The organism is Reinekea forsetii (genome assembly GCF_002795845.1).
Classification (GTDB): domain Bacteria; phylum Pseudomonadota; class Gammaproteobacteria; order Pseudomonadales; family Natronospirillaceae; genus Reinekea; species Reinekea forsetii.
Map to the genome: position 1 here is coordinate 3,140,968 of NZ_CP011797.1, position 15,007 is coordinate 3,155,974.

Annotated in this window: 11 protein-coding genes; 6 read left to right on the top strand and 5 right to left on the bottom strand. The window is 56.6% G+C overall.

Annotated features, from left to right (window positions below; all coding sequences use genetic code 11):
- Positions 1-17: 17 nt before the first annotated feature.
- From REIFOR_RS14335 to polA, 4 genes are all read right to left on the bottom strand, one after another.
- A complete protein-coding gene (locus tag REIFOR_RS14335) occupies positions 18-977 on the bottom strand; it encodes a GGDEF domain-containing protein (RefSeq protein WP_100258220.1) in 960 nt (319 codons plus the stop codon).
- Positions 978-979: 2 nt separating this feature from the next.
- Complete coding sequence (locus tag REIFOR_RS16920) at positions 980-1,588, bottom strand: histidine kinase (RefSeq protein WP_193437307.1); 609 nt, start codon at positions 1,586-1,588, stop codon at positions 980-982.
- Positions 1,589-1,598: 10 nt separating this feature from the next.
- Entirely contained in the window at positions 1,599-1,970 is a 372-nt protein-coding gene (locus tag REIFOR_RS16925; RefSeq protein WP_193437308.1) for a response regulator, read from the bottom strand.
- Between the two features lie 221 nt (positions 1,971-2,191).
- Positions 2,192-4,990: a DNA polymerase I gene (polA, locus tag REIFOR_RS14345; RefSeq protein WP_100258221.1), complete on the bottom strand. Its 2,799-nt coding sequence runs from the start codon at positions 4,988-4,990 to the stop codon at positions 2,192-2,194.
- Between the two features lie 285 nt (positions 4,991-5,275).
- Here polA and REIFOR_RS14350 point away from each other — a divergent pair, with 285 nt between their 5' ends.
- Both REIFOR_RS14350 and ppnN read left to right on the top strand, forming a co-directional pair.
- The gene (locus REIFOR_RS14350) at positions 5,276-6,199 is read left to right on the top strand and encodes a homoserine kinase (RefSeq protein ID WP_158524399.1); all 924 of its coding nucleotides are present in this window, start codon (positions 5,276-5,278) and stop codon (positions 6,197-6,199) included.
- A gap of 82 nt (positions 6,200-6,281) precedes the next feature.
- Positions 6,282-7,652 (top strand): nucleotide 5'-monophosphate nucleosidase PpnN, encoded by a 1,371-nt coding sequence (gene ppnN / locus REIFOR_RS14355; RefSeq protein WP_100258223.1) that lies wholly within the window; start codon positions 6,282-6,284, stop codon positions 7,650-7,652.
- Positions 7,653-7,685: 33 nt separating this feature from the next.
- On the opposite strand, the gene REIFOR_RS14360 is transcribed toward ppnN, so the two are convergent.
- Positions 7,686-8,486, bottom strand: a complete 801-nt coding sequence (locus tag REIFOR_RS14360; RefSeq protein WP_100258224.1) for a Rossmann-fold NAD(P)-binding domain-containing protein — start codon at positions 8,484-8,486, stop codon at positions 7,686-7,688.
- 250 nt (positions 8,487-8,736) lie between these two features.
- Here REIFOR_RS14360 and REIFOR_RS14365 point away from each other — a divergent pair, with 250 nt between their 5' ends.
- From REIFOR_RS14365 to REIFOR_RS14380, 4 genes are all read left to right on the top strand, one after another.
- Positions 8,737-9,648: a hydrogen peroxide-inducible genes activator gene (locus tag REIFOR_RS14365; RefSeq protein WP_100258225.1), complete on the top strand. Its 912-nt coding sequence runs from the start codon at positions 8,737-8,739 to the stop codon at positions 9,646-9,648.
- Positions 9,633-11,714 (top strand): ATP-dependent DNA helicase RecG, encoded by a 2,082-nt coding sequence (gene recG / locus REIFOR_RS14370; RefSeq protein WP_100258226.1) that lies wholly within the window; start codon positions 9,633-9,635, stop codon positions 11,712-11,714. Before REIFOR_RS14365 ends, recG begins: the two co-directional genes overlap by 16 nt.
- Positions 11,715-11,816: 102 nt before the next feature.
- On the top strand, positions 11,817-13,205 hold the full coding sequence (locus tag REIFOR_RS14375; protein WP_100258227.1) for an HDOD domain-containing protein: 1,389 nt from the start codon (positions 11,817-11,819) through the stop codon (positions 13,203-13,205).
- A gap of 482 nt (positions 13,206-13,687) precedes the next feature.
- Positions 13,688-14,986 carry a CmpA/NrtA family ABC transporter substrate-binding protein gene (locus REIFOR_RS14380; protein ID WP_227003842.1) on the top strand — a complete coding sequence of 433 codons (1,299 nt, stop codon included), beginning with the start codon at positions 13,688-13,690 and terminating at the stop codon, positions 14,984-14,986.
- The last annotated feature ends 21 nt before the right edge of the window (positions 14,987-15,007 follow it).

Below are 15,007 nucleotides of genomic sequence, written 5' to 3' on the forward strand. Positions count from 1 at the left end.
TTTTGCCATGATTCAGGTCAACCCGCCTCGATCGAAGTCTGATTCCGGCCCTGATCTTTTGACCGATAGAGCCCTCGATCGGCCGCCTCGATCCATTGGCCGTGATGCTGAAACTGGGGTAGCCAACGGGCGACCCCCAGACTGACCGTAACCTGTAAAATTCCCGCTTCGGTTGCCACTTGCAAGGCGGCAATTTTCTTGCGCAGACGCTCGGCAAACTGGTAGCTGTTCTGGGCATCGGAGTCGAGCAACAGAAGTGCAAATTCTTCTCCGCCGTAGCGGCCGGCAATGTCGGTTGTGCGCGAATTATCTCGGATCGCCTTGGACACCGCGCGAATGACATCGTCGCCGGCTTGGTGCCCGTAGGTATCGTTAACCCGTTTAAAGTGGTCGATATCCAGCATGATTAGGCAGACCTCAGCCTCTTGGCGCTGCAGGCGCATATATTCGGAGCTAAAGAGCGTTTCCCAATAGGCTCGATTATAGAGTTGCGTCAAACCATCGGTGCGACTTAGTTGTGCCAGACGTTGATTGACCAGATTTAATTCGATTTTGCCGGTGGCGATATCGGTGACGTCGTAGACAATGACCGCCAGATTCTCAACCTCGCCACTGGTGCTGATCACCGGTATAAAGGTGCAGTTTTGATACATAAATTCGGTCACGCCCGTGATCGGCCGATTGTGGCGGAATTTAAACACAAAGGGCCGTTGTTCCCACGTGGTGAACGCTCTATTACGCAACTGCACCACCGTATCGGCCTTATGTTTGAACCATTCCTGCGACACCTCAGGAAACACCGTAAACAAACTTTGGTCCAAGGCCTGCGTCGAATTGATACCGGAATTATTTTCCATAAAGCCGTTCCAAGCGGTAATACGATATTCTAAGTCGAGCACTAAGATACCGACATCGACCGTCTGCAACACCTCGATCAACCAATGAAACTCCGTTAGGCCCTGAGGGCTTTGAGTCATCATCACTCCAGCATATACGCGACCTTGTCGCGTAAAACGGCGAGGCTGTCGTTGCTAAATAACAACAGCAAATCGCAATTTACGAGTCGGCCTTCGAGCTTATAGGGTAATTCAATGGTCAACAGTCGTTGCCAACCCGAGGGGTTGCGACTCAATAGTTCATCGATATTAATATGCTGCCCGAGCAGATAGGGCTGCCCCTGGGAAAAGTTAATATCGAGTTGCTCGGCTAAGCCCTTTAGGCACGCACCAATTAGAATATTGGAAATATCCATCAGCAACTCCAGTTCAATCTGTTCGGTAATTTCCCCTTCGAAATGTGTCAATTCGGCCATGTCGGTAAAGCTGGCATCATTGAAAATCAATAGGGCCTCGCCAGCGATTTTCGAGCCGGTAAAGCCCTGACACACCGCGCTGACCGAATGGGTTCCCTGGACCGATGACAGTGCCATGCTCAGCTCCGAACGCTCCAGCAAGTTGACCGCCGGGATCGGCATAATCACAAAGGTGTCGAGCAGGCGGGCCAACAGATCGGCGGCGCGGCCCACTGCGATATTGCTGAGCTCGCGCAAACTGTCGCGCAGATCTTCGTCTAAAACATCGCTGTCCAATGCTGAGCCCTTATTCTGAATAGATGCCGAAGTCGCTCAATATTTGGCTGAGCTGTTCAGGGTTGAGTGGTTTTTTGATAAAAGCCAAGGCACCCAAACGCATCACGCGCGCCGAGGCTTCAGGTTGAATATCGCCAGAAATAACAATCACCATGGCGGGTAGATCGCGTGCCTTAATGGCTTCTAACACGCCAAAGCCATCCATCACCGGCATGGTTAAATCCAATAACACCACGTCGCCTAGGCCCTGCTCTATTTTTTCCAGCGCCTCGATGCCATTGCCGGCCTGAGAGATCTCGACCGGCCAATCTTTCGGCAAGGCACGAATCACCTGCTTGCGCGCAAAACCGGAGTCGTCAACAATTAATAAGGGTAACGACATGTGAACTCCAATGGGTCATTACTCTTAACTAAAGACAACTGGACACCTTTGTGCAACTTTTGAGGGGGGAGGATTCTGCTGTTTTCCGGGCACGACGAACAGTGACTTGATAAAACATGCCACTGACCGACTAGGGTGATTGGAGAGAGATTTTACCGGGATTTGGAGCTGTGCTAACCGCAAGGGACCCGGGCGAATAAGCACCCGGGCGAAGTCCAGACTTAGTGCGCCGACTCCCAAGATGGGCCGCTATCAATATCGACGATCAGTGGCACATCCAGATTGGCACAGTGTTGCATGCGAAACCGCACCCCGGCTATCAGGGCCGCCTGATCGTCTTGGTGGACTTCAAATACCAATTCATCGTGCACCTGCATAATCATTTTCGCGCGCAAACGACTGGCCGCTAACCAATTACCGACATCGACCATGGCCATCTTGATGATGTCGGCTGCGGTACCCTGCATCGGAGCATTAATAGCGGTGCGTTCAGCGCCCTTGCGTACCATCTGATTGGACGACTGTAGACCCGGTAAATAGAGCCGACGGCCAAAGACCGTTTCGACATAGCCGGTTTCGGCAGCTTCGGCACGGGTTTCATCCATATAACGCCGCACCCCGGGATAGCGCTCAAAGTAGGCATCGACATAGGCCTTGGCCTCGGTGCGACTGATGCCCAACTGTTTGGCCAAACCAAAGGCGGACATGCCATAAATCAAACCGAAGTTGATCGCTTTAGCCGAGCGACGTTGCTCGGTGGTGACCTCGCTTTCCGGGACGCCCATGACATCGGCCGCGGTGGCACGGTGGATATCCTTACCCTCTTGGAACGCGGCAATCAGATTCGCATCCTGACTCAGGTGGGTCATGATGCGTAATTCAATTTGCGAATAGTCAGCCGCAACGATCTGATAATTTAGCGGTGCGATAAAGGCCTTACGAATCGAGCGGCCCTCATCGGTGCGCACGGGAATATTTTGCAAATTGGGATCGTTAGAACTTAATCGCCCGGTTTGCGCACCGGTCTGGTTATAGGTGGTGTGCAGCCGGTAGTTTGCCCGAGCATCGGCTTGCGCCAAGATGGGTAACGGGTCGGTATAGGTACCCACCAGCTTACGCAAATGGCGCGACTGCAAGATCAGCCTGGGCAGTTCGTAGTCTTCGGCCAGATCACTGAGCACCTCTTCATTGGTCGACGGCGCGCCATTGGCGGTCTTAACCAACACCGGCAACCCCATCTTTTCGAACAGGATTTCGGCCAACTGCTTGGGCGAGTCGACGTTAAAGGTGGTGCCCGCTATATTGTGCGCCTGCTGCTCGATGGTCGCCAAACGGGCCTTAAACTGCACGCTGAGATCGTTGATAAAATCTATATCGAGCACTACGCCGTTGCGCTCGATTAGCGCCAAAGCCGACGACAGCGGGCGTTCAATCTGATCATAGACCCGGGTCAGGTTGCGACTGGCCAAGCCCTGTTCGAAGCGCGCGCCAAGGCGCAACAGCAAATCACAGCGTTCGGCCCACCAGGGGCCGATGACATCGGCCTTGACCGCGCTCGCTGCCAACTGCCGTTTGCCGGCGCTGCCCAAGAAATATTCAATAGTCTGCGGCGCCTGCTGTAAATAACAGATCGCCAGATTGTCGATCGACAAATTGGCAAAGTGGTTGCTCAGACTCTTATCGCGTTTGAGCGTGCTGTCGTAGACAAAGGCCATCAGCTGAACATCTTTCGCCAGCCGCGCTGGGGTCCAGCCCAAGGTGTGAAACCAATGATGATCGGCCTTGATGTCGAAGCCGGTTTTGACAATTGCATGGGCCGACCAGAGTGGCGCTAACTGAGCCAGCACCTCGGCCGCCGGCAGCGCCGGCTGATCTTCGGCACTGAACGGCAGATACCAGGCGCGGCCCGGTTCGGTGGCCAGCGCCAAACCAATCCAAACCGGATCCCGATAGTGGCCCTTGGCCAGAACCGGCAAATAGGCCAGCTGGCGAGTCTGTTCGGCCGAGGCGATAATGGCCGCCAACTCGTCGAGGTGTTCCACCACCCGATAGTCGCATGCGCTGGGCACGACGAGCTCAGGTAACACGGCCGATACCGGTTCCGGCCGAGCGCTCGCAGTCGGGCTGGCGGTCGGGCTGGCGCCATCGGTCAGATCGCGAATCCAGGAGCGAAACTGAAACTGTTCAAACAGAGCCAACAGCGCGTCCTTATCCGCGGCCTCGGTCTGATATTCCTGCACCCCTAGATCGAGCGCAACATCGAGTTTAATGGTCGCCAGCTGATAACTCATATAAGCCGACTCGCGGTGCTCGGCTAACTTGGCGGCCATATTTTTAGCACCGCGGAAGGTCAGGCCAGCGATCTCGTCTAAGCGACCATAGATATCATCAAGCCCACCCAGGCCTTGAATCAGAGCCAGGGCGGTCTTTTCGCCCACGCCGGGCACGCCGGGAATGTTGTCGACCTTATCACCCATCAGGGCCAGGTAATCGATCATCCGCTCCGGGCCGAAACCGTATTTTTTGCCGACGCCGGCGACATCCAGGTATTCGTTGTTCATGGTATTGATCAGCGAAACATGCGCGCTGACCAGCTGTGCCATGTCCTTATCGCCGGTGCTGATGACGCAATCGCGACCCTGTTGCGTGGCCTGCTCGGCCAGGGTGCCGATCACATCATCGGCCTCGACGCCGGCGATACACAGCAGCGGCAAACCCATGGCCCGGACCGTCTCGTGGATCGGCGCAATCTGTGCGCGCAACTCCTCGGGCATGGGCGGCCGATTGGCCTTGTATTGATCGTACATCTCGTTGCGGAAGGTTGGGCCCTTGGCATCGAACACCACGACCACCGGGCTCGACGGATAGGCTTCGATCAGCTTGCGTAACATCGAGACAACACCCTTGATCGCACCGGTCTGCATGCCAGCGGCGTTGGCCAGCGGTGGGAGTGCATGATAGGCGCGAAACAGGTAGGACGAACCATCGACGAGCACCACAGGTGTTGAATTGTTAACCATAGAGACGGTTCCAGCTGCTAATTTTTTTGGGGGTTCCAGTCGGCCAGTGTAACACGGCTTAACGGACTTTCTACGCGCACGCGACGGGCCCGATTATTCTCAAAACCCAGCAGGCACCGATCCAATGTTCACTCGATCGTATTCGCTAGGCCCAATTTATGAACCTCTGTACGCGACCTGACACGGCCGCACCAACGACTCATTCACTCGCCGGGCTATGATGGCGGCAACGGGTATGGAATACTCCTCGGTTATTTGGTCATCTAACAAGGCATGCTGGCGTCTATGTCCGTCTACACCGAATTACTCCAACTCGATATCGAGGATCTGCTCGCGCGTTATGCGCTGGGTGAATATCGCGCGCACCGAGGCATCAGCGCCGGGGTCGAAAATACCAACTATTTTGTCGATACCAGCACTCATCGCTTGGTGTTGACCCTGTTTGAAAAACACAGCCACGAGGAACTGCCTTTTTTTCTCAACCTGGGCGAGCATCTGTTTCGGCATCAGTGCAAGGTGCCGCAACCCTTTCGCTGTGATCAGGGCTTCCTGCTGCAGACCGTCAAGGGCAAGCCGGCGGTATTGATTGAACGGCTCGCCGGCGATCACGTCATCCCGAGCCCAGACTATGCCCAGGACATAGCCCGAGCCCTCGGTCAGGTCCATATCGCCACGGCAAGCTTTGCCGAGAGTCGCGGCCATTCGCATAATCTGGCCTGGGTGCAACGCAGCGCTGATCATTTGCTCGCGCAATTGACCCCGGCCGATCGCCAGGTATTGCAGCAGAGCCTCACTCTGCTGGACCAGTTGCCCGACAATCTGCCCCAAGGCATCATCCACGCCGATCTGTTTCACGACAATGCCATGTTTGACCAAGGCCACATCTCGGGCATCATCGACTGGTATTTTGCCGGGCGGGATGCCTATGCATTGGATATTGCCATCGCCTTAAATGATTGGTGTGTCGACGCGAATGGTCGCCTGGATCGCGCCCTGGTGAGCGAATTTGTCGCGGCTTACCAGAGTCAACGGCCGCTCAGCCCGATCGAATTGGATGCGCTGCTGCTGTTGCAGATACAGGCCGCGACCCGCTTCTGGCTGAGTCGGCTGATGGCTCAGGCACAACATCGCCAATCCGATGCCCACATCACCGTCAAAGACCCTGAGCCGATGAAAGCCCTGCTGGTGCAATTGATCGGCTACACTTAGGACAGCCGCTGCCTCAACAAGCTGTTTTTATATCCCGGCCTGCCCTGCATCGGTGCGGCCGATCTATTAGAAGAAGCCCCTTATGAATTTCAAAAAGACTATCGACGCCTCGATTACGCCCATCGGCAGTTTGGAGGTCTTGTCTCAAGCGGAAGTCGCTGGACTCAAACAGGCCGGCGAAAACGGCCTCTACGAGCTGTTTCGCTGCTGTGTATTGGCCATTCTGAACACCGGTTCGGATAGCGACAATGCCAAAACCCTGCTCCAAGCCTACCCCAACTTTGCCATCGACATCGTGCAGCAGGACCGAGGCATTCGACTGAATCTGCTCCACGCCCCGGCCGATGCCTTCGTCGATGGTGAGATGATTCGCTCGACCCGGGAGATGGTCTTTGCCGCCTTGCGCGATATTGTTTACGCCGAGAGCGAACGCGCCAGTCCGCTATTGGATCTGGAGAGTGGCTCGGACATTACCGATTACGTCTTTCACTTCTTGCGCAACGCGCGGATGATGCGGCCCGGCGAAGAACCGCGCATCGTGGTCTGCTGGGGTGGCCATTCGATCGGTGCACTGGAGTATGAATACACCAAGGAGGTGGGCCACGAGTTGGGCCTGCGCGGTCTCGATGTTTGCACCGGCTGCGGCCCGGGGGTGATGAAGGGGCCGATGAAGGGTGCGACCATCTCGCACGCCAAGCAACGGATCCTGAACGCCCGTTATATCGGCCTAACGGAACCAGGCATTATTGCCGCCGAGGCCCCGAACCCGATCGTTAACGAACTGGCCATCCTGCCCGATATTGAAAAACGCTTAGAAGCCTTCGTGCGCTTGGGTCATGGTATTTTAGTCTTTCCCGGCGGGGCCGGTACCGCCGAAGAACTGCTCTATCTGCTCGGCATTCTGTTGCATCCGGCCAATCGGGACATCCCCTTCCCACTGGTCTTAACCGGGCCCAAGAGCACCGAACCCTACTTTAAGCAGCTGCACAGCTTTATTGCCAAGACCCTCGGCTTCGAAGCCCAGCAAAAATACAAGATCATTATCGCTGACCACGAAAGTGCCGCCTGTGAGATGGCCTTGGGCATGCAGCAGGTGTTTGACTATCGCAAGAAAAACAATGACGCCTACCATTTCAATTGGCAGCTCACCATTGCCGATGACTACCAACGACCCTTTGTGCCGAACCATCAAAATATGGCCGCACTGGATCTCCACAAGGACATCCCGGTGCATCTGTTGGCGGCCAACTTACGCCGTGCCTTCAGCGGCATCGTAGCGGGCAATGTTAAGGAACAGGGCATCGGCATGATTGAGCAACTCGGTCCCTTTGAGATCCATGGCGACCGGGAGATTACCGATCCACTCGATGAACTGCTTGCCGCCTTCGTCGAGCAAGGCCGTATGAAGCTGCCAGGCAGTGATTACGTGCCCTGTTATCGGGTGGTAAAATAGGCCGCCGGGCGACAGCCTTAGCTCAGGCGTGGCTCAGTAACCGCCACTGAACGCATTGGGGTAAATCCATTGATAACCCGATGCCTGCAGGCGCGTGGGGATTAAACATTTCCCGCCCTGGACTGCAGGCATCGGATGCAGCAGCGGCATGCCTTCGCGCTGGCGAAAGAAGTTATACATCTGTAACAACGGGATCGGCTCCGGATCGCTGACCACATAAGACTCGGCCAGCTGTTCTTGTGCTAACAGGTGGATGATTGCGCCGGCGGCATCATCGACGTGAATCCTATTGGTCCACTTATTGGCGGGCAGGTGGTTCGGGTCGACGGCTAAGGCTGTCCGTTTCAGCCAATCCCGACCCGGGCCATAGATGCCACTCAGCCGCACCACGGTACTCGGGCAGGGCAGTTGGCGCACGCTGGACTCCATCGCCAAGAGTATCTCGCCGAACCGGTCGGGCGAGTCGATCGGCGTGTCATCATCTACGCGTCGACCGTCGTCAATACCAAAGACTCGGGTCGAACTGACCACGATCACCTTCGAGGGCAGCGCATGCCAGCCGGCCATCGACTCGGCCAAGCGCAGCAATGGCAGCTGATAGGCGGCCCGGTAGCCGGCCTCGGTGCGTTCATGCGCGGACAGCGCGACGACCAGCACATCGGCACCCAGATCCGGCCAGGCTGCCTGGCTCAGATCCAGCGACTGCTGCGCAAACGCCAAGTCCGGATCCACGGGGCCACGGCGCAGTCCAATAACCTCGCCCTGATGGGCCTGCCACAGACCGGCCACCCGGCGATTAAGCGAGCCGACACCGGCACAGACTAATAACGACATTAAAACTCCTCTTGGACCGCTTGATTCAATGACTAAGCCTCGATACTCGACTCGGTCGCTATAATGGTTGCAGACTCTAGCGCATTCATCGGCGCAATAGAACCGGCCAACGGATCGAGGCACCGCCGGCCTTGCATCGGCTTATCAATCGGGCCGAACCAGACTTATTTGCGTTTTCGACCATTGACTGCTTGTATCAGGGAGCCATTTTCGATAGCTTTTACCCTCTTATTCAACATCGACCCCAGCCATGACCTTGACCGAACTAAAGTATATCGTTGCCCTGGCCCAGGAAAAGCATTTTGGTCATGCCGCGAGCCAATGCCGGGTGTCGCAGCCAACCCTGAGCGTGGCGATTCGCAAGCTCGAAGACCGCCTCAAGGTGGCTATCTTCGAGCGCAATAAACAGGGCGTTACCGTGACCCCGATCGGGGAACAGATTGTGGCCCAGGCCAACCGAGTGTTAGAAGAAAGCGCCAAGATTGACGATATCGCCATGGCGGGCAAAAACCAGTTGGCGACGCCGTTGCGATTGGGCGTAATTTTTACCATCGGGCCCTACCTATTACCCCATATTATCCCGCAACTGCGGCGCAATACCCCGGCCATGCCGCTGATGATCGATGAGAATTTCACCGGGGTGTTGCGTCAACGCTTGCGCGATGGCCGGCTCGATGCCGTAATTATCGCCCTGCCATTTGTCGAAACGGATGTACTCACCAAAGCGCTGTATGACGAGCCCTTCGATATTCTTCTGCCGGCATCGCACCCTCTGACCCAGCAAGAAAGCATCGCCGCCGAAGCGCTGAACGATGAGACGCTGCTCTTGCTCGGTGAGGGCCATTGTTTCCGCGATCAAATTCTCAGTGCCTGCCCGACCATTGCCGCCGCGACCCGCAACCCACAAGGCAAGATTCAAACCATGGCCGACGGCTCGTCGTTGGAAACCCTGCGCCATATGGTCGCGTCCAACTTGGGGCTGACCATCTTGCCGCGCTCCGCGACCGGCTCGCACCTCTATAAGGACGATTTGGTGCAGGTGCGGCCCTTTTCTGGCAAGAGCCCAACGCGCACCGTGGCCCTGGCTTGGCGCACCAGCTTTCCGCGCCCGTCGGCCATCGAGGCACTGGAAACGGCGATTCGTCAATGCAAGACACACTAACCCTAGACCACCCGGTGGAGCGCCTCAAGGGTGCCGGCCCCAAGCTGGCGGAAAAGCTCCAGCTGCTCGGCGTGGTCAGCATCGCCGATCTGCTCTTTCATCTACCCTACAAGTATCAGGACCGCACGCGCCTGATGCCAATCGCCAGTTTGCGTCTGGGCATGGCGGTGGTGATTGAGGGCGAAATCAAGGCCGCTCAGGTGATCTTTGGCAAGCGACGCGCACTGCTGTGTCGTATTCAGGACGGCAGCGGTCTGCTGACCGTGCGCTTGTTTCATTTTTCCCATGCCCAGCAGGCCAGCCTGAAGAGTGGTCATCGCATTCGCTGTTATGGCGAGGTGCGGCTCGGGCCGACCGGACTGGAAATGATACATCCAGAATACCTGGCTCGAGCCGACGGCCAATTTCCACCCCTAGACAACCGCCTAACACCGCTCTATCCGGCCTCGGAAGGGCTCAATCAGACTCGCTTGCGCAGCCTGATCGACCAGGCGCTTGCGGTCTTAGCGCGCCAGGGTGGCTTGGCCGAGTGGATCCCACCAGACTGGCTCACGCCCTGGGATTTACCCTCCCTGACCGAGGCCGTGCAGACCTTGCACCATCCCGATTCGGCGAGCAGCACCCGGGCCCTATTGGCCGGTGAACACCCTGCCCAGCAGCGCCTAGCGTTAGAAGAATTGCTCGCGCACCATCTGCGCCTGATGGCGCTGCGCCAAATGACCCAGGCGCGCGGCGCACACCCCATTCCCGCGTCGACCCGATTGGCACCACAGCTGCTGGCCGCCCTGCCCTTTGCCCTGACCGGCGCGCAACATCGAGTCTGTCAGGAGATCGGCCTAGATTTGGCCAAGCCCATGCCGATGCTGCGCCTGGTCCAGGGTGATGTCGGCTCGGGTAAAACCCTGGTCGCGGTGATGGCCGCCTTACAGGTGATCGAGTCGGGCATGCAGGTTGCCCTCATGGCACCGACTGAACTGCTCGCCGAGCAGCATTATCAAAACATGAGTCTGTGGTGTGGCGATCTGGGCGTGCAGGTTGAGTTGTTGCTCGGTAAAACCGGCAAGAAAGCGCGTGATGGGCTGCTCGATCGGCTCGAGGTGGGCACCACCGACCTGCTGATCGGCACCCATGCCCTGTTTCAGAAGGGGGTCGACTACCATAATCTCGGCCTGGTGATCATCGACGAGCAACATCGCTTTGGCGTGCAGCAGCGCTTGGCGCTCAAAGAGAAGGCCGTTAATGGCTCGCCCCACCAGCTGACCATGACGGCAACGCCAATTCCGCGCACCCTGGCGATGACCGCCTTTGCCGATATGGATATCTCGGTGATCGACGAACTGCCGCCCGGGCGCACGCCGGTGACCACCACCCTGATCAGTCAAGATCGGCGCGACGCGGTGATTCGCCGCGTCAATGTCGCCTGTGAGGCGGGCAAACAGATCTATTGGGTTTGCACCCTGATCGAAGAGTCAGAAGAGCTGCAGGCCGAAGCCGCCGAAGCGAGCGCGAACCGACTCACCGAAGCCATACCGCAGCGCCGCATTGGTCTGATCCATGGCAAGTTAAAGTCACCGGAAAAATCCCGCCTGATGGCCGAGTTTAAAGCCGGGGCGCTCGATATATTGGTGGCCACCACGGTGATTGAGGTCGGCGTTGATGTGCCCAATGCCAGCGTGATGATCATTGAAAATCCGGAACGGCTCGGGCTCGCCCAGTTGCACCAGTTGCGCGGCCGAGTAGGCCGAGGTACCGCCGAGAGTTTTTGCCTGCTAATGTTTGGCCAACCGCTCTCAGAGCAGGGCAAGCAGCGTTTAGAGGTGATGCGCAATACCAGTGACGGTTTTGTCATCGCCGAAGAAGACCTCAAGTTGCGCGGCCCGGGCGAAGTATTGGGCACTCGCCAGACCGGTGCGATCGGCTTTCGCGTCGCCGATATGGCGCGCGATCAGCACCTGTTAGCGCTTATTCCCGAGCTGGCCGAACGCTTAAGCGCCGAATACCCCAGCCATTGTCAGCCGATAGTCGCGCGCTGGCTCAGTGAAACCGACCGCTATGCCCAGGTGTGATCGACCCAATGGCTAAAAAACGGCCTATCAGCCTGCCATTATTCAAAGCTCCGCTATACTGCTGTGGATCTGCCGAATAATTAGCCAAATAGGAAGGTACCCGTGATCAGTCATGCGGATGCGAATATCCCCATTAGCGTGCGTCAACACCTAAGTCAACAGAGCATTGTCCATGCTTTAGGTACGACGCAGGCCTCCCCAGAGCAGGTCGAGGTGTGCCTACTGTCCGACGCCAAGGGCATCGTTCAGGTCTTCACCTCATCCCATGCTGTGGTCGAGCTGGATAAGGTGCGCGCCGTTACCGGGCGAGACTTGACCCCGCTGTCGATCAATCAGGTGCGCGCGCTCAAACTGCGCCTAGAAGTGGATACCTTGCCGGCCTTCGATGACCTGATTCCGGCCGACACCCTGATCGACTCTGGGCTTTACCGGTGTGAACAAATTTTTGTCCACAGCGGCAATGCCCAATTCCGGATTGCCTTGAAAAACGGCGCCGCCATGAAGCGCAAAGACAGCACCGCGATTGCCGACGTCGCCACGGCCTTGCCGCTCGGGCAGGTCGACTATCAGCTCGGCTTGTTTGATGACGATCCCACGCTAATACATTCTGCCCTGACCCAGTTTACCGCGCTGCGCATTCGCCAACGCTTGGCCGAGACACTCGAAGTGCCGCCCTTGCCCGACACGGCACAGGCCATTATCCGCCTGCGCGTCGATCCCTATTCCAATATTGAGAAGCTCAGTCGTATAGTCGAACGCGATCCAAGCTTGGCGGCGCAGGTCGTGAGCTGGGCCAGTTCCTCCTATTATGCCGCCCCGGGTTCGGTAAAGTCGGTCCAGGATGCCATCGTCCGGGTACTCGGCTTTGACCTGGTGATGAACCTGGCCTTGGGCCTGTCGCTGGGTAAAACACTGACTTTACCGACCGACCCAGACCAGGGTGCCAACGCCTACTGGCACCGGGCGATCTATGTCGCCGCCTGTGTCGGCGCCTTAGTCGGGGCCATACCGCGAGAATTTCGCCCGGGTTTTGGCCTCTGTTATTTGGCTGGCCTGTTGCACAACTTTGGTTACCTGCTTATGGCCCACGCATTCAAACCCCATTTTGAGGCGACACATCTGATGATTGCGCTCAATCGTCACCTTGAACATCAGCATATTGAAAAACATATCTTGGGGATCACGCGCGAACAGATGGCCTCCGGTCTGATGGGCAGTTGGAGTATGCCCAGCGAAGTCACCTTAGGTATCCGTTACCAGGGTGACCCGCACTACTTGGGCGCCCACTGTGACCAGGCGCAACTGATCTACCTGGCTCAGCACCTGTTACAAGAGTACGGTTTACTGCCGCCGCGCCATCATTTGTTTGACGCTAGCGTCTATGAACGCCTGCATATCAACACGGATTCAATCGAAGCATTGATGACCCAGCTGCAACAGAGCCAGCCTGAGCTCGATCTTATGGCCAGCGCCCTTGCGACGGGTCGCTAACCCAAGATCGTGACTTTGGCTTGGTTGTCTGTGGTGCGCAGGGTTTAAGCACTCAATGTCATGCAGTGATTCATTTTAAGGCCCCATGCCCCTGTGGCGACCGATTCCGCCCCGTTGCAGTGCATCGACCCTTTCCCACGAGTTGCATTAAAATCAAAGACCTAACCTACAGCCCCAAAAATAGGGCTTTTTGTACAGTTGGCACAACAATCGCTTAGAGAAGATGCAGTCAGACAATGCAGACCCAAAATATTCCGGGGTCCAGAGGACCAAACGACCAATGAGGGTCCAACTGAACCCGATACGTAATACCGCAGTACCTATTTTTGCAGACTATTTGCAATGGCGCATACCCTCAACGGGTATGCGTTTTTTTTGCGCCAACAAAAGCAATGGAGACGGACATGTCCTTAGTATTCAGCAAGCAAGCCAAGTCACTCGGTACCATCTTGGGGCTCGTTATCGCCAGCCATTGGCCGGCCATGGCCAGTGCCGACGTCGGGTGGCCGGAACAAGAAGAGCTCAAGTTTGGCTTTATTAAATTGACCGATATGGCACCGTTGGCGGTTGCCTATGAAAAGGGTTTTTTTGAGGATGAAGGCCTATACGTTACCCTCGAAGCGCAGGCAAACTGGAAAGTTCTGCTCGATCGAGTAATCACCGGTGAACTGGATGGCGCGCACATGTTGGCCGGCCAACCATTAGCCGCCACCATTGGCTATGGCACCAAGGCCGACATCATCACGCCCTTCTCGATGGATCTGAATGGCAATGGCATCACTGTTTCCAACAGCGTTTGGGCGCAGATGAAGAAAAACATACCCCACCAGGACGGCAAGCCGGTTCACCCGATTAAGGCCGATACACTTAAGCCGATCATCGCGTCCTATGCTGACGAGGGAAAGGCCTTCAAGATGGGCATGGTCTTTCCGGTCTCGACCCACAACTATGAACTGAGATATTGGTTGGCCTCCGGCGGCATTCATCCGGGCTACTATGCCCCCCACAAGGGCGATACCAGCGGACAAATCAAGGCCGAGGTGTTACTCAGCGTCACCCCGCCGCCGCAAATGCCCGCGACCATGGAGGCCGGCACGATCGATGGTTACTGCGTGGGCGAGCCCTGGAACCAACAGGCCGTGTTCAAAGGCATCGGGGTTCCGGTGATCACCGATTACGAGATCTGGAAAAACAACCCAGAGAAGGTTTTCGGCATTACCAAGGCCTTTGCCGAAGAGAATCCCAACACCACCACTCGCCTGGTTAAGGCCCTGATACGGGCCGCCGAATGGCTCGATGCCAATAACAATGCGAATCGTCCAGAAGCCGTGCGCATACTCGCCAAGCCCGACTATGTCGGCGCCGACTATGACGTCATTGCCAACTCCATGACCGGAACATTCGAGTACGAGAAAGGCGACAAACGTGATGTACCGGACTTCAATGTGTTCTTCCGTTACAACGCCACCTATCCCTACTATTCCGACGCGATCTGGTATTTGACCCAAATGCGCCGCTGGGGACAGATTTCCGAACCCAAGAGCGATGACTGGTATAAAGAGATTGCCGCCCAGGTTTACCGCCCAGACCTGTATCGCCTAGCCGCTCAAGCCTTGATTGATGAAGGCGTGATCGCTGCCGATGCGTTCCCTGCCTTTGCGACGGAGACCGGTTTCAAACCCGTTCAAGACGGCTTTATCGATGGCATCAGCTATAACGGTCTACTGCCCAATGACTATCTCAACAAATTCAGTATTGGCCTTAAAGACGAGATTTTATAGGGCTGAGCTCTGAGGGTCGGT